The sequence below is a fragment of the Pseudonocardia sp. HH130630-07 genome, from assembly GCF_001698125.1.
Taxonomy (GTDB): domain Bacteria; phylum Actinomycetota; class Actinomycetes; order Mycobacteriales; family Pseudonocardiaceae; genus Pseudonocardia.
This window is the reverse complement of sequence record NZ_CP013854.1, coordinates 5,435,619-5,461,364: the sequence shown is the minus strand read 5'-3', so window position 1 is coordinate 5,461,364 and position 25,746 is coordinate 5,435,619. Positions and strand designations below refer to the sequence as shown.

The 25,746-nt window shown below is 74.5% G+C and carries 26 protein-coding genes and 1 pseudogene; 16 read left to right on the top strand and 11 right to left on the bottom strand.

Going from position 1 to position 25,746, the window contains the following annotated elements; translation table 11 throughout:
• Nucleotides 1-45 precede the first annotated feature (45 nt).
• Nucleotides 46-1,263, top strand: coding sequence for a GNAT family N-acetyltransferase (locus AFB00_RS25865; protein ID WP_197519660.1), 1,218 nt, complete (start codon nucleotides 46-48; stop codon nucleotides 1,261-1,263).
• An 8-nt stretch (nucleotides 1,264-1,271) separates the two neighbouring features.
• Here AFB00_RS25865 and AFB00_RS25860 read toward each other — a convergent pair whose 3' ends face one another.
• Nucleotides 1,272-2,288: an NAD(P)/FAD-dependent oxidoreductase gene (locus AFB00_RS25860; RefSeq protein ID WP_068799350.1), complete on the bottom strand. Its 1,017-nt coding sequence runs from the start codon at nucleotides 2,286-2,288 to the stop codon at nucleotides 1,272-1,274.
• A 67-nt stretch (nucleotides 2,289-2,355) separates the two neighbouring features.
• On the opposite strand from AFB00_RS25860, the gene AFB00_RS25855 reads away from it, so the two are divergent.
• A complete protein-coding gene (locus tag AFB00_RS25855; RefSeq protein ID WP_068799349.1) occupies nucleotides 2,356-2,955 on the top strand; it encodes a helix-turn-helix domain-containing protein in 600 nt (199 codons plus the stop codon).
• A 29-nt stretch (nucleotides 2,956-2,984) separates the two neighbouring features.
• On the opposite strand, the gene AFB00_RS25850 is transcribed toward AFB00_RS25855, so the two are convergent.
• Nucleotides 2,985-3,962 (bottom strand): 5'-3' exonuclease, encoded by a 978-nt coding sequence (locus AFB00_RS25850; protein ID WP_068799348.1) that lies wholly within the window; start codon nucleotides 3,960-3,962, stop codon nucleotides 2,985-2,987.
• A 71-nt stretch (nucleotides 3,963-4,033) separates the two neighbouring features.
• Here AFB00_RS25850 and AFB00_RS25845 point away from each other — a divergent pair, with 71 nt between their 5' ends.
• The 3 genes from AFB00_RS25845 (at nucleotide 4,034) to AFB00_RS25835 (ending at nucleotide 6,379) form a co-directional block, all read left to right on the top strand.
• On the top strand, nucleotides 4,034-4,870 hold the full coding sequence (locus tag AFB00_RS25845; protein WP_231974077.1) for a GAF and ANTAR domain-containing protein: 837 nt from the start codon (nucleotides 4,034-4,036) through the stop codon (nucleotides 4,868-4,870).
• A gap of 63 nt (nucleotides 4,871-4,933) precedes the next feature.
• Nucleotides 4,934-6,061: a M24 family metallopeptidase gene (locus AFB00_RS25840; RefSeq protein WP_068799346.1), complete on the top strand. Its 1,128-nt coding sequence runs from the start codon at nucleotides 4,934-4,936 to the stop codon at nucleotides 6,059-6,061.
• Between the two features lie 123 nt (nucleotides 6,062-6,184).
• The gene (locus AFB00_RS25835; protein WP_068800666.1) at nucleotides 6,185-6,379 is read left to right on the top strand and encodes a PspC domain-containing protein; all 195 of its coding nucleotides are present in this window, start codon (nucleotides 6,185-6,187) and stop codon (nucleotides 6,377-6,379) included.
• 39 nt (nucleotides 6,380-6,418) lie between these two features.
• Here the strand turns inward: AFB00_RS25835 and AFB00_RS36450 are convergent.
• Nucleotides 6,419-6,562 (bottom strand): annotated as a pseudogene (locus AFB00_RS36450) (hypothetical protein); the annotation flags it as partial.
• A gap of 181 nt (nucleotides 6,563-6,743) precedes the next feature.
• Between AFB00_RS36450 and AFB00_RS25830 the strand changes: the two are divergent.
• A complete protein-coding gene (locus AFB00_RS25830) occupies nucleotides 6,744-7,580 on the top strand; it encodes a PIG-L deacetylase family protein (RefSeq protein WP_083275828.1) in 837 nt (278 codons plus the stop codon).
• Nucleotides 7,581-7,778: 198 nt separating this feature from the next.
• Complete coding sequence (locus tag AFB00_RS25825; RefSeq protein WP_068799345.1) at nucleotides 7,779-8,555, top strand: polyprenol monophosphomannose synthase; 777 nt, start codon at nucleotides 7,779-7,781, stop codon at nucleotides 8,553-8,555.
• Nucleotides 8,556-8,630: 75 nt separating this feature from the next.
• Here the strand turns inward: AFB00_RS25825 and AFB00_RS25820 are convergent, their stop codons facing one another.
• From AFB00_RS25820 to ligD, 4 genes are all read right to left on the bottom strand, one after another.
• A complete protein-coding gene (locus AFB00_RS25820) occupies nucleotides 8,631-8,972 on the bottom strand; it encodes an RNA polymerase-binding protein RbpA (RefSeq protein WP_068799344.1) in 342 nt (113 codons plus the stop codon).
• Between the two features lie 247 nt (nucleotides 8,973-9,219).
• A complete protein-coding gene (locus AFB00_RS25815) occupies nucleotides 9,220-10,536 on the bottom strand; it encodes an MFS transporter (RefSeq protein ID WP_068799343.1) in 1,317 nt (438 codons plus the stop codon).
• Nucleotides 10,537-10,579: 43 nt separating this feature from the next.
• Nucleotides 10,580-11,353 carry a glycerophosphodiester phosphodiesterase family protein gene (locus AFB00_RS25810; RefSeq protein ID WP_068799342.1) on the bottom strand — a complete coding sequence of 258 codons (774 nt, stop codon included), beginning with the start codon at nucleotides 11,351-11,353 and terminating at the stop codon, nucleotides 10,580-10,582.
• 4 nt (nucleotides 11,354-11,357) lie between these two features.
• Nucleotides 11,358-13,295, bottom strand: a complete 1,938-nt coding sequence (gene ligD / locus AFB00_RS35870) for a non-homologous end-joining DNA ligase (protein WP_197519659.1) — start codon at nucleotides 13,293-13,295, stop codon at nucleotides 11,358-11,360.
• Nucleotides 13,296-13,407: 112 nt separating this feature from the next.
• Here ligD and AFB00_RS25800 point away from each other — a divergent pair, with 112 nt between their 5' ends.
• The 6 genes from AFB00_RS25800 (at nucleotide 13,408) to serA (ending at nucleotide 19,839) form a co-directional block, all read left to right on the top strand.
• Nucleotides 13,408-13,641 (top strand): DUF3072 domain-containing protein, encoded by a 234-nt coding sequence (locus AFB00_RS25800; protein ID WP_068799341.1) that lies wholly within the window; start codon nucleotides 13,408-13,410, stop codon nucleotides 13,639-13,641.
• Nucleotides 13,642-14,365: 724 nt separating this feature from the next.
• Nucleotides 14,366-15,013: an HAD family hydrolase gene (locus AFB00_RS25795; protein ID WP_231974076.1), complete on the top strand. Its 648-nt coding sequence runs from the start codon at nucleotides 14,366-14,368 to the stop codon at nucleotides 15,011-15,013.
• Nucleotides 15,014-15,175: 162 nt separating this feature from the next.
• Complete coding sequence (locus AFB00_RS25790; protein WP_231974075.1) at nucleotides 15,176-16,567, top strand: MFS transporter; 1,392 nt, start codon at nucleotides 15,176-15,178, stop codon at nucleotides 16,565-16,567.
• Between the two features lie 39 nt (nucleotides 16,568-16,606).
• Nucleotides 16,607-17,542: a methylenetetrahydrofolate reductase gene (locus AFB00_RS25785; RefSeq protein ID WP_068799339.1), complete on the top strand. Its 936-nt coding sequence runs from the start codon at nucleotides 16,607-16,609 to the stop codon at nucleotides 17,540-17,542.
• A 41-nt stretch (nucleotides 17,543-17,583) separates the two neighbouring features.
• Nucleotides 17,584-18,561, top strand: a complete 978-nt coding sequence (locus AFB00_RS25780) for an alpha/beta hydrolase (RefSeq protein WP_068800662.1) — start codon at nucleotides 17,584-17,586, stop codon at nucleotides 18,559-18,561.
• A gap of 78 nt (nucleotides 18,562-18,639) precedes the next feature.
• Nucleotides 18,640-19,839 (top strand): phosphoglycerate dehydrogenase, encoded by a 1,200-nt coding sequence (gene serA / locus AFB00_RS25775; RefSeq protein ID WP_068799338.1) that lies wholly within the window; start codon nucleotides 18,640-18,642, stop codon nucleotides 19,837-19,839.
• A 1-nt stretch (nucleotide 19,840) separates the two neighbouring features.
• Here the strand turns inward: serA and AFB00_RS25770 are convergent, their stop codons facing one another.
• Together AFB00_RS25770 and AFB00_RS25765 are read right to left on the bottom strand one after the other, a co-directional pair.
• The gene (locus AFB00_RS25770; RefSeq protein WP_068799337.1) at nucleotides 19,841-20,323 is read right to left on the bottom strand and encodes a hypothetical protein; all 483 of its coding nucleotides are present in this window, start codon (nucleotides 20,321-20,323) and stop codon (nucleotides 19,841-19,843) included.
• Nucleotides 20,324-20,541: 218 nt separating this feature from the next.
• The gene (locus AFB00_RS25765; protein WP_068799336.1) at nucleotides 20,542-21,021 is read right to left on the bottom strand and encodes a GNAT family N-acetyltransferase; all 480 of its coding nucleotides are present in this window, start codon (nucleotides 21,019-21,021) and stop codon (nucleotides 20,542-20,544) included.
• 118 nt (nucleotides 21,022-21,139) lie between these two features.
• On the opposite strand from AFB00_RS25765, the gene AFB00_RS25760 reads away from it, so the two are divergent.
• Nucleotides 21,140-21,640 carry a histone-like nucleoid-structuring protein Lsr2 gene (locus AFB00_RS25760; protein WP_068799335.1) on the top strand — a complete coding sequence of 167 codons (501 nt, stop codon included), beginning with the start codon at nucleotides 21,140-21,142 and terminating at the stop codon, nucleotides 21,638-21,640.
• A gap of 22 nt (nucleotides 21,641-21,662) precedes the next feature.
• Here AFB00_RS25760 and AFB00_RS25755 read toward each other — a convergent pair whose 3' ends face one another.
• Both AFB00_RS25755 and AFB00_RS25750 read right to left on the bottom strand, forming a co-directional pair.
• A complete protein-coding gene (locus AFB00_RS25755) occupies nucleotides 21,663-22,166 on the bottom strand; it encodes an SWIM zinc finger family protein (RefSeq protein ID WP_068799334.1) in 504 nt (167 codons plus the stop codon).
• Entirely contained in the window at nucleotides 22,163-23,929 is a 1,767-nt protein-coding gene (locus AFB00_RS25750) for a DEAD/DEAH box helicase (RefSeq protein WP_197519658.1), read from the bottom strand. The genes AFB00_RS25755 and AFB00_RS25750 overlap by 4 nt, the downstream gene beginning before the upstream one ends.
• An 81-nt stretch (nucleotides 23,930-24,010) precedes the next feature.
• Here AFB00_RS25750 and AFB00_RS25745 point away from each other — a divergent pair, with 81 nt between their 5' ends.
• Together AFB00_RS25745 and AFB00_RS25740 are read left to right on the top strand one after the other, a co-directional pair.
• Nucleotides 24,011-24,796, top strand: coding sequence for a transporter substrate-binding domain-containing protein (locus AFB00_RS25745; RefSeq protein ID WP_068799333.1), 786 nt, complete (start codon nucleotides 24,011-24,013; stop codon nucleotides 24,794-24,796).
• Between the two features lie 46 nt (nucleotides 24,797-24,842).
• Nucleotides 24,843-25,709 (top strand): NmrA family NAD(P)-binding protein, encoded by an 867-nt coding sequence (locus AFB00_RS25740; RefSeq protein ID WP_068799332.1) that lies wholly within the window; start codon nucleotides 24,843-24,845, stop codon nucleotides 25,707-25,709.
• The last annotated feature ends 37 nt before the right edge of the window (nucleotides 25,710-25,746 follow it).

Sequence of the window (25,746 nt, the reverse complement as noted above, 5' to 3'; positions counted from 1 at the left end):
GAATCCGGTGGCGCCGCGGGCGCTGCGGCGGCAGGCTGCCCGGGCGTGAGCATTGATCACGATGTCCGGGACCTGACCGATCCGGCCGACCGCCGAGCCGCCTACGCCGTCTTCGAGGGCTCGCTGCTGCGCGGGTCGTCCAGTGACGAGGACTGGGCGGCCCACGGCCAGGCCGCGGACGAGCACTGGCTGGGCGTCTACACCGCGGACGGTGAGGTCGCCGGGTGCGCGAACTCGTTCCCGACCCGGCTCACCCTGCCCGGCGGCGACCGGGTCCCCGCCGCGGCGGTGAGCGCGGTCGGTGTGCGGGCCGACGCCACCCGGGCCGGGCGGCTGTCCGCACTGATGCGCGCGCAGCTGACCGCCGCCCGGGACCGCGGCGACGTCGCGACGGTGCTGCACGCCAGCGAGTCGGCGATCTACGGCCGGTTCGGCTACGGCGTGGCGTCCCGGGCCGAGCGCGTCCGGCTCACCTCCCGCCCGGACTGGCGGCCGGAGGCCCCGGCCGGTGGCCGGGTGCGGATGCTCGACCGGTCCGCGGCCCGGCAGGTCCTGCCCGCGCTGCAGGAACGTCTCGCCGGGGCCCGCCCGGCGGGGATGACCGCCACCGCCCGCTGGTGGGACCGCCTGTTCTCGACCGGCCCGACGGCGACGGGGTTCCTGGGTACGGCCGTGCACCGCGGCCCGGACGGCGACGACGGCTTCGCCGTGTGGTCGGTGGCCGCCGGTGACCCGGTCCGCGACGAGCCCGAGGAGATCGCCGTCGCGCAGCTCTGGGCGGCCACCCCCGCGGCGACCGCCGGGCTCTGGCGGTTCCTCGCCGGCATCGACCTCGCCGGGGCCGTGCGTGCCTGGGGCCGCCCGCTCGACGAGGACCTCGACCTGCTGCTCGCCGATCCGCGCCGGCACAAGGTGCTCGCCCGGACCGACGACCTGTGGTTGCGCGTCGTCGACGTGGCGGCCGCCCTCGGGGCGCGGACCTGGGGCGACGCCCGGCCGGTCGTGCTGCGCCTGCACGACCCGGTCCTCGGTGGTTCCGGGACCTGGAGCGTCGGGTCCGGCGGGGCCCGCCCCGCCGCGGACGCCGCCCCCGACATCGAGTGCTCCGTGGCCTCGCTCGCACCGGCGTTCCTGGGGGACCGGGCGCCGTCGTCGCTGGTGGCGGCCGGTCAGTGGAGCGAGCACACGCCGGGTGCCGCGGCCCGGGCGGACGCGGTGTTCGCCGTGCCCGGGCCGGTCCCGTGGTGCGGTACGCCGTTCTAGCCCGGGGATCAGGGCACGAGACCGTGCACCCGGTCACCGGCGACCGCGTCGGCGCACGCCCGCTCCGCCCCGGCGGAGAAGCCGTCGCGGGCCGCGGCCACCGCCGCGTCGAGATCGGCGAGGAGCAGGTCGCGGGTGATCGCGGCGGCCGCCTGTGCCCCGGCGGCGACGGCGGCCGGGACGGTCGCCATCGGGTCGGTGACGTTCCCGGCCGCGTAGACCCCGGGTACCGCCGTCGCCGCACCCGGATCGGCCGGCAGGTGGTCGCCCAGCCCCGACGGGTGGGCGGCCACGGCGAGCCCGAGGCCGTCGAGGAACCCGGCCCGCGCCCGGGCCACCGGTGACACGGTGAGGGCGTCAACCGGCACGACGACGCCCGACCCCAGCCGCATCCCGGTCAGTGCGCCGTCCGCACCGGTGGTGACGCCGGTGACCGTCCCGTCGACGACGGAGATCCCGCGCGCCGCGTAGCCGGCCCACTGGTCGGCGTCCGGTTCCGGCCCGGTGTGCAGGAACAACGTCACCTCGGTGCTCCACCGGGTCGCGATGTGCGCCTTCATCAGGTCGTGCGGGCCGGTGGACAGCACCCCGATCCGGGTGTCGCGGAACTCCCAGGCGTGCCAGAACGGGCAGGCGAACACCGCCCCTCCCCAGTGCGCCGCCAGCCCGTCGACCGGCGGGAGCTCGTCGGTCAGTCCGGTCGTGACGAGGACCCGGCGGGTGGTGACCTCGTCGCCGTCGGCGGTCGTGACGGCGAACCCGCCGCCGGGCAGCGCTCGGGCGCCGACCGCACGGGTGTCGCGCACCCGGCCGCCGTACCCGGTCACCTCGGCCCGGCCGATCCGCCCGATCTCGGCCGGCGGGAGCCCGTCGCGGGTGAGCCAGTTGTGCACCCCGTCGGCGGGGGCGTTGCGCGGGGTGCCGTCGTCGAGGACCAGGACCCGCCAGCGGGACCGGGACAGGACCAGCGCACCGGACAGGCCGGCCGCACCACCGCCGATGACGATCACGTCGTACTCAGTCATGACACCACCGTGCGCCGCACGGAGCGAAACTGGCAAACATCGTTGCTGGAATGGCAAACTGCTCGGCATGGACGACGCGATCGCCGACACCCTCGCCGGGGTCGGCACCCGGTTGGCGGGCCTGCGCAGTGAACGCGGCATGACATTGGGCGAGGTGGCGGCCGGCACCGGGATCTCGGTCAGCACCCTGTCCCGTCTGGAGTCCGGTGGCCGTCGGCCGACACTGGAACTGCTGCTGCCGCTGGCGGCCGCCTACCAGGTCCCGCTGGACGAGCTGGTCGCCGCGCCGCCGGTCGGCGATCCCCGGGTGCGGCTGCGGGCCAGGACGGTGCACGGCACCACCGTCGTCCCGCTCACCGAGCGCCCCGGTGGTCTGCAGGCGTTCAAGATGGTCGTCCCGTGGCGCGGCGATGACCCGTCGCCCCAGGTGCACGAGGGCTACGAGTGGCTCTACGTCCTCGACGGCAGGCTCCGCCTGGTCCTGGGCGAGCACGACATCGTGCTCGGCGCCGGGGAGGCGGCCGAGTTCGACACGCACGTCCCGCACTGGTTCGGCGCGGCCGACCGGAACCGGCCGGTGGAGGTGCTCAGCCTGTTCGGGCCGCAGGGCGAGAAGATCCACACCCGGGCCGCGCCCCGGTCGCGGCGCTCCGGCGCCCCTGACTGAGCGATCCGGGCCGGGCGCCGCGGCCCGGCTCAGCCCGCGGCGGCCGCCAGCGCCGTCCGCAGCCGGCCCACCGACGACTCCAGGCCCCAGCGGGCGGCCAGCTCGTCGAGCCGCCCGGGGTCCACCGGCTCCGCAGGCAGCACCGTGTCGGCCCGGCTGAACTCGACCGGTGCGTCGGTCACCACCCGCACCACGGGCTCGACGACGTCGAGATAGTCCCGCGCCGCGGTGAGCTTCGCCCGGGGCCCGGCCGCCAGGCGCGGGTCCCCGTCCCGGACCGCCGCCAGCAGCTCCGCCCACGAGCCGAACCGGCCGACCAGCGTCGCCGCCGTCTTCGCCCCGACCCCGGGCACACCGGGCAGGCCGTCCGACGGGTCACCGCGCAGCATCGCCATCTCGGCGTACGCCGCACCGGCCCGGTCCCGCGGCAGGTCGTACTTGGCCGCGAGCTCGTCCGGCCCGAGGTTCTCGGCCTTGTTCAGGCCGCGGCCGATGTAGAGCAGGCGGACCGGGGCCCGCCCGGCGGCACCGTCGCGCACGATCTGCATGAGGTCCCGGTCCCCGGACACGGCGAGGACCGGGTCGGTCGCCTCGCCGTCGGCCAGGGTGCCGATGACGTCGTCGGCCTCGTGCCCGACCGCTCCGCCGGTGCAGATCCCGGCCGCGGCCAGCACCTCGGTGATGATCGGCACCTGCGGCGCGAGGGTGTCCGGCACCTCCTCGGGCACCCCGGCCGGTACCTCGTCCGCGGCCCGGGCCGTCTCCACCCGGTGCGCCTTGTACGACGGCAGCGCCGCCACCCGGAACGCCGGCCGCCAGTCCAGGTCCAGGCACGCCACCAGCCGGGCCGGCCGGTGCTCGGTCACCAGGCGGGCGATCATGTCGGTGAACCCGCGTACCGCGTTGACGGGTGTGCCGTCGGGCGCGGTGATGCTCTCCGGGACCCCGAAGTAGGCGCGGAAGTACATGCTGGCGGAGTCCAGCAGCAGCAGCGGGCGGTCGCTCATGGCCGCAGAGTCTTGCAGCTCCGGCCCGGGTCCGCGGCGCGGTCCCGGCGGTTCCGTGCATCATGTTCGGTGTGGAGCACAGCGGTACGGCGCCGGTCGGCGAGAGCGAGCAGGAATGGGCCGAGGACCGCGCGCGGTTCGTCGCCGCCGAGGACCGGGGCGGGCTCGCCGAGACCGGGCTCACCGACTTCGGGCCGCTGGCCCGCGAGTTCGCCGGCCTGACCGGCTCGCTCCTGGCCGCCGGCAGCATCGCCGACGTCCTGGCCAGGGTGGTGGGCGCGGCCCGCCGGGTGATCCCGGCCGCGGACCTCGTCAGCGTCACCCTCCGGCAGGACGACGGGAGCTTCCACACCCCGATCGAGACCGGACCGGCGGCGTCGGACATCGACCAGGCCCAGTACCGCAGCGGCCTCGGCCCGTGCGTCGCCGCCGCGAGGGCCGACGGCCCGGCCCTGGCGGTCGCCGACGACCTGCGGATCGACCCGCGCTGGCCGGAGTTCGCCGGCTCCGCCGTCCGGCACGGGTACCTGTCGGTCCTGGCGTGCTCGCTGGTCCCGGACTGCGAACCGCCGCACCTCCCGGGCGCGCTGAACGTCTACGCCGGGACCGCCGGCGCCTTCACCCCGGCCGACCGGGACCGGTTGCTGCTGCTGTCCACGCACGCGTCGTTGGCGCTGGCGACCTGTGCCGCCGTCTCCGCCGCCGAGCTGCAGGAGACCCAGCTGCGGCAGGCCGTCGCCTCGCGCGACGTGATCGGCCAGGCCAAGGGGATCCTGATGGCCCGCCGCGGGATGGGGGCGGACGAGGCGTTCGACGTGCTCCGCCGGACCTCGCAGGACCTCAACGTCAAGCTCGTCGAGCTGGCCGGCACCGTGACCGCCCATCCGGACGCCTTCGACGGGGAGTGATCCCGCCGTTCGCTCGCCCGGGTGGCGGTCGTACACCCTCCGTGCGCGCATACGCTGCGGACCATGACCCACGCCGTCCCCACCGAGCTGCTCGCCGACCGGCTGCGCCGGGCGGGTGAACACGCCGCCGACCAGGGCACCGACGTCCTCCTGCTGACCCCCGGTACCGACCTGCGCTACCTGACCGGGTTCGACGGCTCCTCGCACGAGCGCCTCACCTGCCTCGTCGTGCCGGCCGCCGGGCACCGGGCCCCGCCCGCCCTGGTCGTCCCGGCCCTGGAGGCGCCCGGGTTCGCCGGCATCCCGCTGGAGGCGCTCGGCGTCGAGCTGGTGACCTGGACCGACGGGGAGGACCCGTACCGGCTGGTCACCGACCTCGCCGGCGGCCCCACCCACACCTCGGTGGACGACGACATGGCCGCCCGGCACGTGCTCGGGCTGCGCGCCGCGTTCCCGGACGTCCCGCAGGCGCTCGCCGGCTCCGTCCTGCGCGAGCTGCGGATGCGCAAGGACGCCGGCGAGATCGCCGCCCTGCGCGACGCCGGTGCGGCCATCGACCGGGTGCACGCCCGGATGGGGGAGTGGCTGCGTCCGGGCCGCACCGAGGCCGAGATCGGTGCCGACGTGTCCGCCGCCATCCTCGCCGAGGGACACACGGCCGCCGCGTTCGTCATCGTCGGCTCCGGGCCGAACGGCGCCAGCCCGCACCACGACGTCTCGGAGCGGGTCGTCGAGGCCGGCGACGTGGTCGTCATCGACATCGGCGGCCCGCTGCCCGGCGGGTACAACTCCGACTGCACCCGCACCTACGTGGTCGGGGGCGCACCCGCGCCCGAGGTCGCCGAGACCTACGCCGTGCTGCAGGAGGCCCAGGAACGCGCCGTCGCGGCCGTGCGGCCCGGCGCCACCGCGGCCGACATCGACCGGGCGGCCCGTGCGCACATCGCCGCCGCGGGACACGGCGAGCACTTCATCCACCGGACCGGGCACGGCATCGGGCTCGACGTGCACGAGGAGCCCTACATCGTCGACGGCAACGACCTCGTCCTGGAGGCCGGTATGGCCTTCTCCGTCGAGCCGGGCATCTACCAGGCCGGCCGGTGGGGCGCCCGGATCGAGGACATCGTCGTCGTCACCGACGACGGCGTCGAGCGGCTCAACCGCAACCCGCGCGAGCTCGTCGTCCTCTGAGCGTCCGGGCCCTCGGGGTCCGAACCCGGGGCGGTCTCGGGGTGTCCCCGAGCGGAACCACCCCGGGACCTGACAGGCTGGAGCCGTACCACCCGAAGTGATCGAAGGAGAAGCCCGGTGAACATGCCGCAGTCCCGCCGACTCGTCCGACCGCGCAACGGGACGGTGATCGCGGGCGTGTGCGCCGGTCTGGCCGAGCGGTTCGGCATGGGCCGCGGCACCGTCCGGTTCCTGTTCGTGCTGTCCTGCCTGCTGCCCGGCCCGCAGTTCGTGATCTACCTGGTGCTCTGGATCATCATGCCGAAGGCCGACTACTGAGCCGACTACTGAGCCGACTACTGAGCCGACTACTGAGCCGACTACTGAGCCGACTACTGAGCCGACTACTGAGCCGACTACTGAGCCGGCCACCGATCCGTCCCCGCGCCGCCCCACAGCGGCCGGGGATCTGTGAGCGGTCTCGCACCCCCCGCCGTGGCATCCGGCGGGGGGTGCTGTCATGATGCTCCGCGTGATCGACCCGACGACCCCCGCCGCGCGCGCCGTCCTGCGCGCCGCCGCGTGGTGCTGTCGTCCGGGTCCGTGCCCTCGACGCTGAGCCCCCGCGCGTCCGCCGGCACGTGACCCGTACCCGGTCCCGTCCGATCGGCCGCCCCGGCCCCGCACGCGAAGCGATCACCCCGTGCCCCTGCACCACCCTTCCGGGTCCCGTACCCGTGACCTCTCCGGCGAGACCGTCCTCGCCCTGCACGCCCACCCCGACGACGAGTCCATCTTCACCGGCCTGACCCTGCGCCGGCTCGCCGACGCCGGGGCCCGCATCGTCCTGGTGATGGCGACCGGCGGCGACCTCGGTGGCTCCCGGCTCCCGCTCGCGACGGGGGAGTCCGTCACCCACCGCAGGCTGCGGGAGCTGGAGGACGCCGCCGCCCTGCTGGGGGTCTCCCGGCTGGTGCTGCTCGGCCACCGCGACTCCGGGCTGCCCGGCGGCCCCGGCACCACCCACCCGCACGCACTGGCCGGTGCCGACCCGGTCGTGCTGGGCCGCCGGGTCGCCGAGCTCGTCGACGCCGAGGCCGCCGGGACCGTCCTGCACGACGACGACCACGGCATCTACGGCCATCCCGACCACCGGGCCGCGCACGCCGCCGGTGCGGTGGCCGTCGCCCTCACCGGGACCACCGGCTACCGGATGACGGTGGACCGCGAGCACCTCGCGCTCTCCGCCCGCGACCGGCACCTCGTGCACGGTGCGGCCCGCGCCGCGGGTGGCCCCTTCGGCCGGGTCACCGCGGAGATCGCGGTCGCCGTCGGCGGCACCGGCGCGGATCTCGCCGTCAAGCGCGAGGCGATGCTGGCCCACGCCAGCCAGATCGATCCGGCGAGCGTCCCGGACGACGCCTTCGCGGCCGCCTACGGCTACGAGTGGTTCCTGCGCGGCGAGCGCGACGGCGTCCCGGCCGCTCCCGGCGTCCTCGACGCGCTCGGCAACGCGCACCTGCTCGCCGGGGCGCGCTGAGCCCGCGTCCCGGGCACGCCGCGGCCCGGTCTTCCCAGGCCGACTAGGCTGTCCGGACGACCGTGCACCGGCGGACGGGCGGGTGCCCGGCCGGGCCGAGCCGCCCCGGCTTCCCGTACCGGGCCCCGGGGAGCGCGGCGAGGCAGTAGGGTCGGTCGCCGTCGCCGGAACGGCGTTCGGGGTCGTGGAAGGACGATAATGGCGGAACCACCGGGTGCGGTGCTGGTCGTCGTGCCGACCTACGAGGAACGCGAGAACCTCGGTCCTGCGGTGGCCCGGGTGCATGCGGCGGTCCCGCACGCCGACGTCCTCGTGGTCGACGACGCGAGCCCGGACGGTACCGGTGAACTCGCCGACGAACTGGCCGCCGCCGACCCCCGGGTACGGGTGCTGCACCGGGGGGCCAAGGCCGGTCTCGGTGCCGCCTACCTCGACGGATTCCGGTACGCGCTGTCCGGCGAGCACCAGGTCGTGGTGGAGATGGACGCCGACGGCTCGCACGCCCCCGAGGACCTCCCGGCCCTGCTCGCCGCGCTCGACAGCGCCGACGTCGTCCTGGGGTCGCGGTACGTGCCCGGCGGCGAGGTCCTCAACTGGCCGTGGCACCGCGAGGTGCTCTCCCGCGGGGGCAACCTCTACTCGCGGCTGGCGCTCGGCGTCCCGATCCGGGACATCACCGGGGGCTTCCGCGTCTACCGGCGCGCCGTGCTCGAGGCGCTGCACCTCGAGACGATCGCCTCGCAGGGCTACTGCTTCCAGGTGGACATGGCCTGGCGCGCCGTCCGGGCCGGCTTCACCGTCCGCGAGGTCCCGATCACCTTCGCCGAGCGCGAGCGGGGCGCCTCGAAGATGAGCAGCTCGATCGTGGCCGAGGCGCTCTGGCGGGTGACCTGCTGGGGCCTGTCCTACCGGTTCGGGCGTGGTGACATCCCGCAGGAGCCGGCCGGGCCGGTCACCGAGGGCGCCCGCTCCTGACCGTCCGGCCCCGCACACACCGGAGCCCGGACCCCCGTGCGGGGGATCCGGGCTCCGATCGTGCCGTGTCCGAACTCAGGCGATCTCGGCGCGCCGCTCGCGCAGCAGCTCCAGTCGCTCGTTGAGCAGTTCCTCGAGCTCGGCGATGGAACGCCGCTCGAGCAGCATGTCCCAGTGCGTACGCGGGGGCTTCTGCTTCTTCTGCTCCGGCTCGATGCCGTCGACCCGGCGGCCGACGCCCCCCTGCGGCGACTCCCAGGTCGCCGGGGCCTCGGCGTCGTTCGCGAACGGCACCTCGAACTCGTGACCGGACTCGGACACATAACGGACCATCTGTCGCGGCGCCAGGTCATGGTTGCGGTCGGTCTCGTAGCTGACAGCCCCGAGCCGGCTGCCACGCAGAACGCGGTCGGCCATGCGTCGTCACCCTCCTTGCGGTCTGTCGAGGCGGCGGCACCTCGACCGGTTACGTCGCCGCCACCGGGTGTAACGTTCGCGGCGCTACACTATTCCGGCGGCGGGGCAGGCTGGTTCCCCCTGATTCTACCCAGGGGTAACCCTCGTTGCGCCCGATGAGCCAGTGTTCCCTATTGCGCGCCGTTACACACGCTGATGTGACGTGTCAGCCATGTGTGTCGCTAATCACACAGCCGTCGACCACTGTTCACCTGGCGGAATGCGAACGGGCGAGTGCGGGGGACCGAACGCCGGACAGCGCCACGACCCCGGCCAGCAGCACGAGCACGATCCCGGCCATCCCGGCCCGGTCGGAGCCGAACAGGTACGTGAACAGGCCGATCAGCGCAGGCGCGAGGAACGAGACGGCCCGCCCGGTGGTGGCGTAGAGCCCGAACATCTGACCCTCCTGGCCGGCCGGGCACATCCGCAGCAGGTAGGACCGCGAGGACGCCTGCGCCGGGCCGACGAACACCCCCAGTACCAGCCCGAACACCCAGAACGCCGTCGGCCCGCTCACGAACAGCAGGACGGTCCCGACCGCGACGAGGCCCACCAGCGAGCCGAGCACCACCGCCTTCGGGCCGATGCGGTCGTCGAGCCGGCCGCCGACGAACGCGCCGAGGGCGGAGACCACGTTGATCGCCACGCCGAACACGAGCACCTGGCCCGGGGCGAGGCCGTACACCGTCACCGCGAGCACCCCGCCGAAGGCGAAGATGGCGTTCAGCCCGTCCCGGTAGAGCGCGCTCGCCCCGAGGAACCAGACCGTGTGCGGGCTCGACCGGTAGAGCGCGCGCAGGTCCCGCACCAGCGCCCGGTACGCACCGGCGACGCCGAGCCGGGGCGCCCCGGGGGCGACCGGCGGCGTCTCGGGCAGCAGCACGAACATCGGGACGGCGAACACCGCGAACCACCCGGCCGCGACCAGGACCGAGATCCGGACGTCGAGCCCGTCGCCGGTGGGGACGCCGAGCAGACCGCCGTCGCCGGAGAGGAACGCGAGGTAGACCCCCAGCAGCAGGACGATCCCGCCGACGTAGCCCATCGCCCAGCCGAATCCGGACACCCGCCCGACCGTCGACGGCGTCGAGACCTGGGCCATCAGCGCGTAGTACGAGACGTAGGAGAGCTCGGCGAAGATCGACGCGGCGCCGAGCAGGAGCAGGCCGAGCCAGAGGTAGGACCAGTCGTCGCGGACGAAGAACATCGCGGCCATCGACAGCACGACCAGCGCCGTCCACCCCCCGGTGGCCCGCAGCCGCCGCCCGGCGCGGTCCGCGCTGCGCCCGATCACCGGCGCCAGCACCGCGATGAGGACCCCGGCGGCGGCGGTGGACCAGGCCAGCCAGCTGTTCGCCGGGACGTCGCCCGGCAGGTCCGCGCCGACCGAGTCGGTCAGGTACACCGAGAAGACGAAGGTCAGGGCGATGTGCTGGAAGCCCGAGGAGCCCCAGTCCCAGAGCCCCCAGGCCCAGACCCGAGATCGCCGGGACGGGACGTCGGACAGTGGCGGTGCGGTCACGCCGGGAGCGTATCGGCGGGACACCGGGCCGGCCTCCGTGTGATCACGCAGATCCGGACCGCTCGCCGAGGACCCCCAGCAGCAGGTCGGGCCGGTCGGACAGGATCCCGTCGACGCCGAGGTCGAGCAGCCGGTTCATGCCGGCCGGCTCGTCCACCGTCCACACGTGCACCTCCCGGCCCGATGCGTGCGCCGCCGCGACGAACCGCCGGTCGGACGCGACGGGCACCACCCCGAACGCCGGTGGGACCTGGGCGAGCACGCCGGCCGGTGCCGGGAGCAACCGGCCCGGCACACCCCACGCCCTGGCCCGGAGCACGGTCACCGCGGCGCGGCCCATCGAGGTGCACAGGCGCGGCCCGGCGGCCGAGCGGGCCGCGGTCAGCCGCCGGTCCTCGAACGACCCCAGGCAGACCCGGTCCCAGGCGTCCGCCGCGTCGAGCACGGCGAGGGCCGGGGCGACGACCGCGTCCGACTTCAGCTCGATCGTCATCCGGACCCCCGGCACGGCGGCCAGCACGGCGGACAGCCGCGGCAGCGGTTCGCGCCCGCCGACCCGCACGGTGTCGAGTTCGGCGGCGGGGAGCCGGTCGATCCGCCCCGTCCGGTCGGTCGTGCGGTCCAGTACCGGGTCGTGGTGCACGAACGGCACGCCGTCGGCGCTGGCGTGCACGTCCAGCTCCACGTAGCCCAGCCCGTGGTCCGCGGCCGCGACGAACGCGGCGAGGGTGTTCTCGCAGTCGGCCAGCTCGCCGACGTGCCAGCCCCGGTGGGCGTAGGCACGGGGATGGGGACCGGCGAGGTACGGGTGGGGCACCCGCTCAGCCTCCCAGCCTCGTGACCGCCCCACCACGGGGCAACCGGAAACCCGTGGTGTCGAGCAGCGGTCGCATGAGATCCCCGTGGGTGTCCAGCCGCGCGGGCAGGTCGGCGCAGGTGAACACCAGATCCTCCGGGTCCCGGCAGGCCTCCACCTCGTCCCAGGTGATCGGGGTGGCCACGGTGGGGCGCTCCCGCCCGCGCAGCGAGTAGGACGCGATGGTCGTCTTGGCGGTGTTGTTCTGGCTCCAGTCGACGAACACCTTGCCCCGGCGCCGGGCCCGGGCCATGACCGCGGTCGTGTCCTTCGGATCCTCGGCCGCGAGCCGCTCGGCGACCTCCCGAGCGAACTCCGCGGTCCGCTCGGCCTCGGTGACCCGGACCGGGACGTAGAGCTGCATCCCCTTGCCCCCCGACGTCGAGGGCCACGCCTGCAACCCGAACTCGTCCAGCACCGCACGCAACCGCAACGCGATCCGGCAGCAGTCGAGGACCGTCGTGCCCTCACCGGGGTCGAGATCGAACACGACGCGGTCCGGCGGGTGCCGGCCGTCGCGGGGACCGAGCCGCCACTGCGGGACATGCAGCTCCAGCGCGGCCAGGTTCGCCGCCCAGGCCAGTCCCTCGGCGTCGGCGAGCACGGCGAAGTCGGCGGTCTCCGAGCGGCCGCCGGGCGTCCCGACCCGGGCCGTACGCAGCCACGACGGGGCGTGCCGGGACACGTTCTTCTCGAAGAACGACGATCCCTCCACCCCGTCCGGCCAGCGCTTGAGCGTCGTGGGACGGCCGTCCAGGTGCGGCAGCATCGCCTCCGCGACGGTGAGGTAGTGGCCCAGGACGTCGGCCTTGGTCGTCCCGGTGGCGGGGTAGAGGACCTTGTCCGGGTTGCTCAGTGCGGCCCGGCCGTGGCCGTCTCGGTTCGCTGCCGTTCGCTGGCGCCGGTCCACCAGCACCTCCTGCCAGTCGCCGGTGGCCCCCGCCGGGTACGCCGACCCCTCCCGCAGCGCCACGGCGCCGGGCAGTCCCTGGCGCCGGACGGCGTCGAGCAGGGACGCCCCCGCACCCGGGTAGAGCGGCGCCCGGCGACGCTGCGGTCCGTCCACCGGCAGGGCGTCGAGCAGGGCCCGGCGCTCGTCGAGGGGGAGCGCGCGGACGTCGCGGCCTCCGGTGTGCAGGACGTCGATGATCCACAGCTCGCCCCGGGCGGTCAGCTCCGCATCGAGCAGGTGCCCGCCGGAGCCGAGGTCGTACCCCAGCGTCCGCAGCCCCTCCGGCGCCGCGACCGGGTCGCCCGGGATCCCGTCGGGTCCGGCCGGGAGCAACGAGACCCGTCCACCGTCGCTGCGGACGAGCACCCGGCGGCCGCCGAAGACCGGACGCACCCGCCAGCCCTCGCCCTCGGGCAATCGGTCCGCCGGTGTGGCGACGGCGAGCACGAGATCGTGGGGGAGCGGTACCCCGGCCGGGGCCGAGCCCTCGGGCTGCTCGCGCGTCCGCCGCAGCAGCCACCGGTCGGCGCGCTCCGCGGGCCGGTGCAGCAGGACGTAGCGGCCGCGGGCCCGCTCGCCGTGCAGGACGACGGCGACCTCCCGGTCGTTCCACTTCTCGGTGTCGTAGCGCCCGGAGTCCCAGACGGTCATCCGGCCGCCGCCGTACTCGCCGCGCGGGATCTCGCCGTGGAAGTCCAGGTACTCGATCGGGTGATCCTCGGTACGCACCGCCATCCGCACCGTCTCGGGGTCCTCGGGCAGCCCCTTGGGCACCGCCCAGGACGCGAGGACGCCGTCGCGCTCCAGGCGCAGGTCCCAGTGCAGGGCGGTGGCGCGGTGCTCCTGGACGACGAATCGGCCGCCGGGTCCGCCGGGATCGGGTTCGGACTCCGGAACGGGCTCCGGGGTGCGCCGCGCATCGCGTCTGCGGCGGTACTCGTCCAGCGGCACTCCTGGAGCCTAGCGATCCGGTCCGCACGGGACCCGGCCGTCGTTATGACAGTTTGCGCGACCGGGCGGCGCCCACCGAGCGGGGAGACCGGATCGAAGATACGTTCGACCCATGACGAATGACCACACGAGCGACACCGTGGACCCGACGGCGGCCGAGAAGGACCCCGCCGACTGGACGACCGGCGACGAGCCGATGACCGGTCCGCAGCGGTCGTACCTGGAGACGCTGCTGCAGCAGGCGGGCAAGGACGCGCCGGACGACCTCGACGGCCTCAGCAAGGCCGAGGCCTCCCGGCGGATCGACGAGCTGCAGGAGGCCACCGGCCGCGGCGGCGGGAGCTGAGCGACGACGGGGTCGGTCCGGCCGCCGGGCCGACCCCGTCTCGCTGCCATCTCCGGCGATCAGTGTTGAGCCGATAATGAACGTTATGACAGTTTGAGTCCGGTGCCACCGCGTCGGGCTGGGCGAACGGCACCCCCATCCCCAGCCTCGAGACGTGCTCGGTGTGCCGCGTCGGCGCTCCCGGGAAGCGCGCACTGCCGGGCGGCGTGTGCTCGACGGCGAACAGGACCTACGAGGGTCCGGTCGCCGGGCCGATCGGATCGAGGGCGTTCGCTCCGCCCGGGCGGGATTCCTCGAGACATCCGGGCAGCGGTGCGGAGGGCGATCCCGCTCCCCCGGCTCCATGATCGGCTGTGCGACCACGAGTCGAACACGTCGGTCGCGCACGCCCTTCCGCGATCAGTCTCTGCCGATTTCGCCGATTTCTCCAACGGAACGGCGTCAGTCGAATCCAGGGCGCATTCCTGGCGACACAGTAGCAGAACTGCGGATTCCCGCCCCTGCGACGACGCGCGGTGTCACACACCCGCGAGACGCGACGTCTGTTTCCCGCCAGACGCTGATCGGTACGACGATCGATGATGAACGCGACCATTCGAGGCCTCGCAGGAGCCGGACAGAAGCGCTCCTCCGAGGGAGACGAATGACCTGGATTCCGACGCGGCTCCCCGTCTGGACCGATCGCGTCGTGGAATCGATCGCAACCGAGAGAGGACACCCTCCCGTGACCGACACGGATTCGCGCGTGGCGCACGTCTGCGCGGCGCTCTTCGACCTGGACGGCACCCTCGTCGCCACCGAACACCGCAGCAGAGCCGCCTGGACCCGGATGTTCGGTGCCCACGGGGTGGAGGTGAACGACGACGTGCTGGCCACCTTCGTCGGCCGGCGTGCCCAGGAGTCGCTGGCGGACCACGTGCACAAGTTCCCGGGCAGCACCGTCCAGGGCCTCCTCGACGAAGCCGTCGGCCATCTCGACGGCCCCGACATCCCTCCCCCGTATCCGGTGCCGGGCGCGCGTGCCCTCGTCGAGGAGCTGCACTCCCGGGGCACGCCGATCGGCGTGGTGACCTCCGGTCTCCGAGCGCACGCCTCGGCGCTCCTCGACCACGTCGGTGGAGCGGACCTCTTCTCCGTGATGATCACCGCGGAGGACGTGCGGCGGGGCAAGCCCGATCCCGAGGGGTTCCTGGCCGGTTGCGCGGCGCTGGGTGTCGTCCCCTCGCAGACGGTGGCGTTCGAGGACGCGCCTGCGGGGGTCGCCGCGGCGAAGGCGGCGGGGCTCCTGTGCGTCGGCCTGACGACCACCCACGACGCCTCCGCACTCGGCGGCGCGGACGTGGTGACCACCGACTACACGGAACTCGCCTGACCACCGCGGCGCACGAGCATCGCCTGACCCGCCTGCAGGACGGACACGACGATGCACCGCGAGCAACCAAAGTCGAGGCGTACCCGGTCCGGCACCGGCACGGGAGTCACGGGAAGCCGGGGTACCTCCCCACCGGCCGTCCACCGGTGGAGGCTGCTCGCGGTGCTGCTGGCAGCGCAGTTCGTGGCCAACATCGACACCGCGATCGCGAACATCGCCGCGCCCGCGCTGCAGAGCGAGCTGGGTGCCTCCGGAGGGCAGGCCGGCCTGGTGGTCTCCGGCTACGTGGTGGCCTACGCGGTGCTCATCATCACCGGCGCACGACTGGGAGCGAGCCACGGCCACCGGCGGATCTTCGTGCTCGGCACCGGACTGTTCACCGCTGCGTCGCTGGCCTGCGCGCTCGCTCCGGATCCGGTCTTCCTGATCGTGTCGCGCATCCTGCAGGGAGCGGGCGCCGCGCTGATGGTGCCCCAGGTCCTGAGTGACATCCAGCAGCACTTCACCGGCCGCGAGCGGGTCCGGGCCCTGGGGTACTACGCACTGGCGCTGTCCACCGGCGCGATAGCCGGCCAGGCACTGGGCGGGGTCCTGGTCGCGGCCGATCTGTTCGGAACGAGTTGGCGGCCCATCTTCCTCGTGAACGTGCCCGTCGGGCTGGTGCTCGTGTGGGCTGCCACGAGGACCATGCCTCGCGACGGGCCCACCGGGGACGCAGCGGACGTCGACCTCCGCGGGATGGCGCTGCTGGCCGTCACCGTCCTCCTGGTCGTCGTCCCGTTGCTCCTCGGCCCCGAGACGGGATGGTCGGCCTGGACGTGGGCGAGCCTCGTGGCCGGGATCCCGGCTGCGGCCGCATTCCGACGGAGCCAACGCCGCCGGACGACGCGGGGGGAACGGCCGCTCATCGCGATCGACGTGGTCCGCTCCCCGGTGATCCGCTGGTCCCTCGTGGCCCACGGCGCGACCACCATGACCTACGTCGCGCTGCTGTTCGTCCTGGCGCTCTACCTGCAGGAGGGCCTGGCGCGCGGGCCCGCCTACGCCGGCTCGGCCATGGTCGCCTGGGTCGGGGCCTTCGGGATCGCGGGGCCACTGCTCACCCGGATACCGGCGCGCACGCTCCCGAGCATGTCGGCACTCGGTTGCGTCGTCCTGGCGGTGGGCTACGCATCCGTATTGCTGTACCTGATCGCAGGGAATCGTACCGGCCCCGCTCTCTTCCTCCTCCTGGGAATCGGCGGACTGGGTCTGGGTATCAGTTCGAACGCACTGATCGGCCAGATGACGTCGGTTCTGCCGGGCCGCCACGCAGCCGATCTCTCCGGTGTCATCAGTACCAATGCACAGCTGTGCGGAGCACTCGGCGTAGCGGTTTTCGGCGGAGGCTATCTGTTCCTGAACGGGCCGGGGTCGGCCGAATCCGCAGCCCGCGCGTTGCAGGCCGTACTGGCCGCATTCGTCGTGACCTCGCTCCTCTCGGCGTTCGCGGCGTATCGGGGCCGCGCTCCCGGACACGGGGCGCACGGCGCCGGGCCGCGAACGTCCGGATGACGCCGACGACCGTCCCCCGGCCCCTGAGATGATCGGCCGATGGCCTCCGACGGAACCACCGCGACCGACGACCTCCTGGCGCGGACCCGTGACGGCGTCCTGCTCTACGGACTGACCCCGCCGCGGGCCAGCAGCACACCGGAACAGGCGGACGCCGTCGCCGCGGCGGCCCTGGCCCGGCTCCGTGACGTGCGGGTCGACGGGCTCGTCCTGTACGACGTGGACGCCGAGGCGGACCGGTCGGCGACTCCGCGGCCGTTCCCGTTCCTGCCGATGATGGACCCGGCCGTCTTCCTCGACCGGCACCTCACCGGCTGGGCCGGGCCCGTCGTCGTCTATCGGGCGGTCGGCAAGTACGCCCCGGACGAGCTGGACCGCTGGTTCACCCGGACGGACGACGGTCGGGTGCTGACCGTGCTCGTCGGCGCGGCGTCGCGGCACCAGGCGGTCCGGACGAGCCTGCCCGAGGCCCACCGCAGGCACGCCGCCGCCGTGCGGGCGCCGCGGATGGGCGGCGTCGTCATCGCCGAGCGGCACGCCGGTGCGGGGACCGAGCACGAGCGCATGCGGCGCAAGCAGGATGCGGGCTGCGAGTTCTTCGTCTCCCAGGTCTGCTACGACCTCGACCACACCCGCAACCTGCTGTCCGACTACGTCTACGGCTGCCGGGACCAGGGCGTGGACCCGCGACCGGTGGTGCTGACCGTGGCGCCGTGCGGGTCGGTGAAGACCCTGGAGTTCATGTCCTGGCTCGGTATCGACGTGCCGGGCTGGCTGCGGGCCGAGATCACCCGCTCCCCCGACCCGCTGGCGGCGTCCTACGAGCAGTGCCTCGTCAACGCCAGGGTGCTCATCGCGTTCTGCCGCCGGCTCGGCCTGCCGTTCGGCATCAACGTGGAGAGCCTCACCAACCGGAAGGTCGAGATCGACGCGTCCGTCGATCTCGCCGGGGAGATCCGCGCCCTGCTCGGGTGACGCCGCTCCCGCACGGGCCCCGGCGCGGCATACTCGGGGGAATGCGCGTACGGCAGGACATGATCGATCCCGAGCTGCGTCGCCGCGGGCAGGTGCTCCGGCGCGTCATCGGCTCCGCCCGCTCCGAGGACGACCTGCGCCGGGCACGGTCCCTGCCCGGCATCGTCGACCGGATGCTGCGCGCCAGGGTGCCGCGCGGCCTGGTCCGGCATGAGGAGCGGATCCCGCGGCCCGACGGGTCGCAGCTGCGGGTGCTGGTCTACCGCGCCGCGGCGTCCCGGCCGGACGCACCGGGCCTGCTGTGGATCCACGGCGGCGGTTACGTCTCCGGGGCGGCCGAGATGGAGGCCGCGGCGCTGGCGCCGCTGATCCTCGGCAGCGACGCCGTCGTCGTCACGCCGGACTACCGGCTCAGCACCGAGGCGCCCTACCCCGCCGCGCTGGACGACTGCTACAGCACGTTGCTGTGGCTGCGCGACAACGCCGGGCGCCTCGGCGTCCGCCCCGACCAGATCGCGGTCGGCGGGGGCAGCGCCGGTGGCGGCCTCACGGCCGCGACCACCCTGTACGCCCGGGACCGGGCCGAGGTCCGGGTCGCGTTCCAGATGCCGATCTACCCGATGATCGACGACCGCGGCCGGACCCCGTCCGCGCTGGACAACGACGCACCGGTGTGGGACTCGGTCACCAACCGGTCGGCGTGGAAGCTGTATCTCGGCGACCTGTCCGGCTCCGCGGACGTGCCCGCCTACGCCGCTCCGGCCCGGGCCACCGACCTCACGGGTCTCCCTCCGACGATGACCTACGTCGGGAGCATCGAGGCGTTCCGGGACGAGACGGTCGACTACGTCGAGGGTCTGCGTGCCGCCGGGGTGCCCGTCGAGTTCCGCGAGTACCCCGGTGCCTTCCACGGCTTCGACGCCGTGGCGCCCCGGGCGACCGTCAGCCGGGCGGCGACGGCCTTCCGCAACCAGTGGTTCGGCCACGCGGTACGGACCTTCTTCGCGCCGCAGGCGTAGGGCGGTACCCCGTCCACGACGGTGGAATGCGTCGCCCTCCTGCCCCGTTCCCCCGGCCCCGGGCATAGGTTGGACGGCGTGAAGGTCCTGTTGCTGGAAAACATCCACCCCGGCGCCGCCGAGGCGTTCGAACGCGCCGGCTTCGAGGTCGAGACCCGCGCCGGATCCCTGAGCGGGGACGAGCTGCTCGAGGCGGTGTCCGGTGTGCAGGTACTCGGCATCCGGTCGAACACCACGGTCACCGCCGAGGTCCTCGACGCGGCGAAGGACCTCCTGGCCGTGGGCTGCTTCTGCATCGGCACGAACCAGGTCGACCTCGGCGCGGCCGCCGACCGCGGCATCGCCGTGTTCAACGCGCCCTACTCGAACACCCGCAGCGTCGTCGAGCTCGTGATCGGGGAGATCGTCGTCCTCGCCCGGCGGCTGACCGAGAAGACCCAGCGCATGCACGAGGGCGTCTGGGACAAGTCGGCCCGTGGCAGCCACGAGTTCCGTGGCCGCACGCTGGGCATCGTCGGGTACGGCAACATCGGCACCCAGCTGTCGACGATGGCCGAGGCCATCGGCCTCAAGGTCGTCTTCTACGACACCGCCGACCGGCTCGCCCACGGCAACGCCCGCCGGGTCGCCTCGCTCGAGGCACTGCTGGCCGAGTCCGACGTCGTCTCCATCCACGTCGACGGGCGGCCCGGCAACGCCGGCCTGTTCGGGGCCGAGCAGTTCGCCGCGATGAAGCCCCGGTCGATGTTCATCAACGCCTCGCGCGGCATGGTGATCGACGAGCAGGCGCTGCGGGAGAACATCCTGTCCGGGCACATCGCCGGGGCCGCGGTCGACGTCTTCCCGGTGGAGCCCAAGGCCCAGGGCGACGAGTTCGAGTCGCCGCTGCGCGGGCTGGACAACGTGATCCTCACGCCGCACATCGGCGGCTCCACCCAGGAGGCGCAGGAGGGCATCGGTCACTTCGTCTCGACGAAGCTGCTCGACTTCGTCGCCGGGGGTGCCACTCCCCTGTCGGTCAGTCTCCCGAACGTCGGCGCGCCGAGCCCGCAGGGCGTCTTCCGGATGGCCTACCTGCACACCAGCACGCCGGGCGTACTCGCCGACATCAACCGGCTGCTCGCCGATGCCGGGGTCAACGTGGTCGGGCAGTCCCTGTCCACCACGGGCGACCTGGGCTACGTCCTGACCGACACCGACCGGGTGCTGCCCGACGACGTGCTGTCCGCCCTCCGCCGTGCGGCGCAGACGGTGTGGCTGCGGTCCTTCGAGCTCTGAGTCAGGCGCACGCGCCGTAGGTCGCCACGTCGCTCGGGTGCATCGGCCCGTGCTCGCCGTGGTGGACCACGAACTCCACCCGCGACGGGCGGCGGAACAGTCCGCCGCCCGTCGGCCTGCGGTAGACCAGCGGGGCACAGCGGTAGCCGAACAGCGCCCGGGCCCAGCCCTCGGCCTCGCCCCGGGCCAGCACGGCGCCGTCCCGGCTCGCGATCAGCAGCTCCCAGATCCCGACCCCGGCCGCCGGCGCCGCGGACTCCGGTGCCGTCGAGGCCACCATCATCAGCTGCCCCGGCCCGCGCACCGCGGCGACGGTGATCTCGCTGCGCAGCCAGTCCGGCACCGGACGCGGGTACGGGAACGCCAGGAGGGCGGTCCGCAGCCGGGTCACGTCGTCGCCGTGGCGTTGCTGGATCTCCTGCGCGAGATCCACCGACCGCTTGCGCCGCAGGTCGGCGTTGACCAGGCCGGTCTCGACCCTCATTCCGGTGGCCCCATTTCCGCCCCCGCTCGCCGTGGCGGTGGCGGGCCCGCGCGAGGTGGTGCCGCCGCGCCGGGACGGGCGGGCGACCCACCGCAGGGACCGGCCGGCGCCCCGGTGGGAGGACCGTCGAACGGTCTGGCGTCGGCACCGTGTTCTACGGCTCGTAGAGTATTCTAGATCACAGACCGTGTGCAGGCGAGAGCGGGATCACAGCGGGCTCATCCGGCCGGTGTCGCGGCCCGTTCTCCCAGGTCGAGACGCATGAAGACGCTGTTGGGGTCCTCGGTGTAGTCACCGAAGGGCGGGCACGGCACGAAGCCGTGACGGGCGTAGAGCCTGCGGGCGGGAGCGAAGAACTCCATCGATCCGGTCTCCAGCGACAGGGTGCGGTAGCCGCGTTCCCGGCCGGTCGCGACGAGGTGCTCGAGCACGCCGGCCGCGATCCCGCGGCCGCGGACGTGCGGTGCGGTCCGCATGGACTTGATCTCGCCACCGGCCGGGTCCAGCTCCTTGAGCGCTCCGCACCCGACCAGGACGCCGCTGCCGTCGCGGACCGTCCACACGGTGACCTCCGGTGCCCGCAGCGCGGCGAGATCGAGTGCGTGCACGCTGTCCGGGGGCGACTGCGCGTGCATGTCGGTCAGGTGGCCCGCGAGGAACTCCGCGATCTCGGGGCCGGCGAGGTCGTCGATCACCATCTGCACGGATCCGATCCTTCCCTACCCGAACCGGGGCCCGGCCCGCCGGATCACCCGTCGTTATGCTCGCCCGCGAGGGCGGAGTGATCTCCGTCCCGGCAACGCGGGAGGAACTGCAGTGGCGAAGGTCGAGAGCGTCCGACTCGTCGACGACATCACCGGTGACGAGGCCGACGAGACCGTCGCCTTCGGTCTGGACGGGCGACGGTTCGAGATCGACCTGACCGCCGCCAACGCGGGACGGCTGCGGGAGGACCTCGCCCGGTTCGTGGCCGCCGCCCGGTCCGCCGCGGGTCCCGGTCGCTCCGCGGGGCCGTCCGACCGCACGGGTGCCGCGGCGTCCGGCTCCGCGGACCGGGAGCACAACCGTGCCGTGCGGGAGTGGGCCCGCGAGCACGGCTACAGCCTGTCCGAGCGGGGCCGCATCCCGGCCGAGGTCCTCGCGGCCTACGACCGGGGCGAACCGGCCGCGTCCGGTACGGCGCAGGCGGGCCCCGCGGCGCCCGCCGAGCAGCCCGCCGCGGCGGACCGGTCCGGGCCCCCGGAGGCGGCCGGTGCCCCCGCTGAGCCGGATCGGACGGCGCCGGCCAAGGCTCCCGCGGTGCACTTCAGCGGCTGAGCCGCTCCGGCCCCGGGCCGGTTCAGTCCCAGTACGCCGCGGGATCCAGCTCGTCGATCGGGATCCGGCTGCGGTCGGTCACCGGGCGGGGCGGTCGGCCGCCCCGCAGCAGGACCGCGAGCTCCGGTGCCTCGTCGGCCCGGCGCGCGGTCTCGATCAGCACGGCGAGCACGTGCCGGCACCGCCCGTCGCGGCGCCGGCAGTCGCACGCGGTGTCCAGCTCCGCCGCGGTGGGGGCGACCGGGGTGCCGGCCGTCGCCAGCCGGTCGACGAGCTCGTCCGCGAGGTCCGGCCCGTCGAGCCGGGGCGGGTCCGGCCACACCGGGAAACCGATCCGCACGGTCCGGGGGCCGCCGTCGTCCACGGTGGCGGTGATCGTGCCCGGACCGGTGCCCAGGTCACGGACGCGGTCGGCGCGGGCCAGCGACCGCGCCGGTGGCAGCTGCGGGTCCGGCCGGGTCACCGACAGCGGTTCGGCCAGCCGCAGCCAGGCCCGGCCCCAGGCCGTCGTCCCGAAGGCGTTCACCGGGCACCGCCCAGGGCGGCGCGCAGCTCGTCGTCGCCCAGCCGGGCCAGCGACCCGACCGACGCGCCCTCGGACTCGCCGAGCGCGGCTCCGGCGAGCCCGCGCTTGCCGCGGTGCAGGTCGGCGATGAGCTCCTCGACCGTGCCGCGGGTGGTGAACGTGTGCACGGTGACCGTGCGGGTCTGCCCGATCCGGTGCGCCCGGTCCGAGGCCTGCGCCTCCACCGCCGGATTCCACCAGCGGTCGAGGTGCAGTACGTGCGAGGCCCGGGTGAGGGTCAGTCCGCTACCCGCGGCACGCAGGCTCAGCAACAGCACGGGTGGGCCGTTCGCGTCGCCGAACTCCTCGACCAGCCGGTCGCGGGCGGCCCGGGTCAGGCCGCCGTGCAGGAAGGGAACCGGCCGCCCGAGCACCTCGGCGAGACGGTCGGCGAGCAGGGTCCCGGCGGCCCGGTACTGGGTGAACACCAGCGCCGCCGCGCCGTTGTCGACGATCTCGGTGACCAGCTCGACGACCCGGTCGAAGGACGCCGACCGGCCGTCCGCACCGGCCAGCGACGGATGCACGCAGACCTGTTTCAGCCGGGTGATCAGGGCCAGCACCCGGCCGCGGCGGTCGGCGCCGGCACCGAGTCCGCGACCGAGCGCGCCGTCCAGCGCCGCGGTGTAGGCCCGGCGCTGCTCGTCGGTCGGGTCGACCTCGTGGTGCACGTCGATCCTGGGCGGCAGCTCGGTGGCGACCTCGGACTTGCGCCGCCGCAGCAGGTGCGGCCCGACCAGCGCGTGCAGCCGGGCCGCCGCGGCGCCGGGGTCCCCCGCCGTCGCGAACCGGCGGCGGAACCGGGCCCGCGGCCCGAGGACGTCCGGGCTGGTGAACGCGAGCAGCGACCACAGGTCGTCGAGCCGGTTCTCGACCGGGGTGCCGGTCAGCGCGATGCGGCCGCGGGCGGGCAACGCCCTGGCCCGGCGCGCGGTCGCGGTGGCCGGGTTGCGGACGTACTGCGCCTCGTCGAGGACGACCACGTCCCAGCCGGTCGCGGTCAGCGCGTCGTCCCGGGCGAGCATCCCGTACGTCGCGACGACGACCCCGGCGGCCGGTGGCGGGGTCCCGCGGACGTGGTCGGCGACGGCGAGACCGGGCGCGAACCGGGCCAGCTCCCGGTGCCAGGTCCCGACCACCGAGGCCGGGCAGACGACCAGGTGCGGGCCGGGACGCCCGGTGAGCACCGCGATCGCCTGCACGGTCTTCCCGAGCCCCATCTCGTCGGCGAGCAGCGCCCCGCCGTCGGTGTCGATCCGGTCGGTCAGCCACCGGACGCCGGCCCGCTGGTAGGGCCGTAGCAGGGCCACGAGCTCGTCGTCGTCCGGATGTTCCGCGGCCAGGGCCGCCCGCACCGCGACCTCGGCGGACCAGATCGTCCTCCCGTCACCGGCGACGGCCGCGTGCGCCGCGACCGGCAGCCGCGGCGCCGGTTCCGTGACGGCGGCCGTGGCCGCCGCCCGCCAGGCCCGGACCGATCCGGACCAGTCCCCGGCCGGGGAGCCGGTTCGCAGCGCGTGCAGGGTGTCGCCGGTGCCGGTGAGTGCGGCGGGCACCGGGTCGGTGACGAAGCCGGAGCCGGCGGGGCGGGCGATCCGGACCTGTTCGGCGGTCGTCCCGAGCCCGAGCCCGGCCGCGGCGGCCGCCGGGTCGGGACCGCCCCACCACGCGAACACCTCCCGCTCGACGAGGTAGGTCAGCTGGGTGCGCCGGGGGTCGTTCACGCGGTAGTGGATAACACCAGGGGCCCTCTGACACATAATTTCCGGCTCCGGTACCGCCGTCCGGCCGGGTAGTGTCACGCCGTGCGACGACGCCACGGGATCCTGTGCTCCGCCCTGCTCGGTGCGGCCCTGCTCGCCGGGTGCGGCGCGCCCGAGGGCTCGCCCACGCTGGCCCGGATCGCCGACTCCGGCGAGCTGCGGGTCTGCTCGACCGGGGACTACCGGCCGCTGACCCATCTCGCGCCGGACGGCCGCTGGTCCGGGATCGACGTCGACATGGCCGGTGACCTCGCCGGTGAGCTCGGCGCCCGGGTCACGATGGTCGAGACCACCTGGGCGACGCTGCTCGACGACGTGGTCGCCGACCGGTGCGACATCGCCGTCGGCGGCGTGTCGATCACCCCGGACCGGGCCGAACGGGCCGCCTTCACCATCCCCTACCTGCAGGACGGCAAGACCCCCATCACCCGCTGCGCCGACGCCGGCCGGTTCGGGACCCTGGCCGAGATCGACCGGCCGGGCGTCCGCGCCGTGGTGAACCCGGGCGGCACGAACGAGCGGTTCGCCCGCGAACACTTCACGAAGGCGACCATCGTGCCGCACCCGGACAACAACACGATCTTCGACGTGATCGCCGACGGCGGTGCGGACCTGATGGTCACCGACGCGATCGAGACCCGCTGGCAGGCCGCCCAGCGCCCCGGGGAGCTGTGCGCCGTGCACCCCGAGGCGCCGTTCACCGAGTCGGAGAAGGCGTACCTGACCCGGGCCGGGGACCCGGACTTCACCGCGCGGGTCGACGACTGGCTGCGCACGGCCCGCACCGACGGCACCTGGGACGGTTTCGCGCGGCCCTGGCTCGGCTGACGCGCACCCGGCGGTCGCTGTCGGGGGTCCGTGCCACCGTGCGCGCATGCGGATCGTGACGACGACCCCCACCGGCAACGTCGGCTCCCGGGTGGTGCGGCTGCTGGCCCAGGCCGGGGTCCGGCCGGTGGTGCTGACCCGGGACCCGGCCCGGCTGCCCGCGGACCTGTCCGGGCTCGTCGAACCGGTGGCGGTGGACCAGACCGACCGGAGCGGGGTGGTCCGGGCGACCGTCGGCGCGGACCGGGTGTTCTGGGTGAACCCGCCGGCGCCACCCGGCGGGGACCCGCTCGCCGGGCACGCCGCCTGCGCGGCCGCGGTGGCGGCCGCCGTCCGGGAGAACGGCATCGGCGGGGTCGTGTTCCAGAGCAGCGGGGGCGCGGAGCTGCGCCACGGTGCCGGCGAGATCGACGGGCTCGGCGCGACCGAGGAGGCGCTCGACGCCACCGGCGCCCCCGTGGTTCACCTGCGGTGCGGCTACTTCATGACGAACCTGCTCCCGGCGGCCGAGGAGATCGCCGACGGTGTCCTGTCGACCCCGTGGGCGCTCGACCACCCGCTGCCCTGGGTGGCCCCGCGCGACATCGGCGAGGTCGCCGTCGCCCGGCTGCTCGGGCCGCTCGGGCCGGGCCGGTCCGTGCAGGCCGTGCACGGACCGGAGGACCTGACGTTCGACCGCGTCGCCCGGATCCTCGGCGAGGTGCTCGGGCGGGCGGTGACCGCCCGGCACGTGCCCGGGCCCGCCTTCCGCGCCGCGCTGGGCGCGCTCGGGATGAACGCGGCCGAGGTCGACGCGGTCGCCGGGATGTCGGCGGGGCTCGGCGCCGGGTTCCGGCCGGAGCAGGTACGGGACGCCGTGTCGACCACCCCGACCACGCTGCGGTCCTGGGCGGTCGAGCACCTGCGGCGCTGAGTCCCCGGTGCCCCCGGCGGTGTCGTGGCCGCCCGGG

Coding starts and splice junctions, on each gene's coding strand:
- AFB00_RS25860 (WP_068799350.1), bottom strand. CDS start 2,288: ATGACTGAGTACGACGTGATCGTCATCGGCGGTGGTGCGGCCGGCCTG.
- AFB00_RS25855 (WP_068799349.1), top strand. CDS start 2,356: ATGGACGACGCGATCGCCGACACCCTCGCCGGGGTCGGCACCCGGTTG.
- AFB00_RS25850 (WP_068799348.1), bottom strand. CDS start 3,962: ATGAGCGACCGCCCGCTGCTGCTGCTGGACTCCGCCAGCATGTACTTC.
- AFB00_RS25840 (WP_068799346.1), top strand. CDS start 4,934: ATGACCCACGCCGTCCCCACCGAGCTGCTCGCCGACCGGCTGCGCCGG.
- AFB00_RS25835 (WP_068800666.1), top strand. CDS start 6,185: ATGCCGCAGTCCCGCCGACTCGTCCGACCGCGCAACGGGACGGTGATC.
- AFB00_RS25825 (WP_068799345.1), top strand. CDS start 7,779: ATGGCGGAACCACCGGGTGCGGTGCTGGTCGTCGTGCCGACCTACGAG.
- AFB00_RS25820 (WP_068799344.1), bottom strand. CDS start 8,972: ATGGCCGACCGCGTTCTGCGTGGCAGCCGGCTCGGGGCTGTCAGCTAC.
- AFB00_RS25800 (WP_068799341.1), top strand. CDS start 13,408: ATGACGAATGACCACACGAGCGACACCGTGGACCCGACGGCGGCCGAG.
- AFB00_RS25785 (WP_068799339.1), top strand. CDS start 16,607: ATGGCCTCCGACGGAACCACCGCGACCGACGACCTCCTGGCGCGGACC.
- AFB00_RS25780 (WP_068800662.1), top strand. CDS start 17,584: ATGCGCGTACGGCAGGACATGATCGATCCCGAGCTGCGTCGCCGCGGG.
- AFB00_RS25770 (WP_068799337.1), bottom strand. CDS start 20,323: ATGAGGGTCGAGACCGGCCTGGTCAACGCCGACCTGCGGCGCAAGCGG.
- AFB00_RS25765 (WP_068799336.1), bottom strand. CDS start 21,021: ATGGTGATCGACGACCTCGCCGGCCCCGAGATCGCGGAGTTCCTCGCG.
- AFB00_RS25740 (WP_068799332.1), top strand. CDS start 24,843: ATGCGGATCGTGACGACGACCCCCACCGGCAACGTCGGCTCCCGGGTG.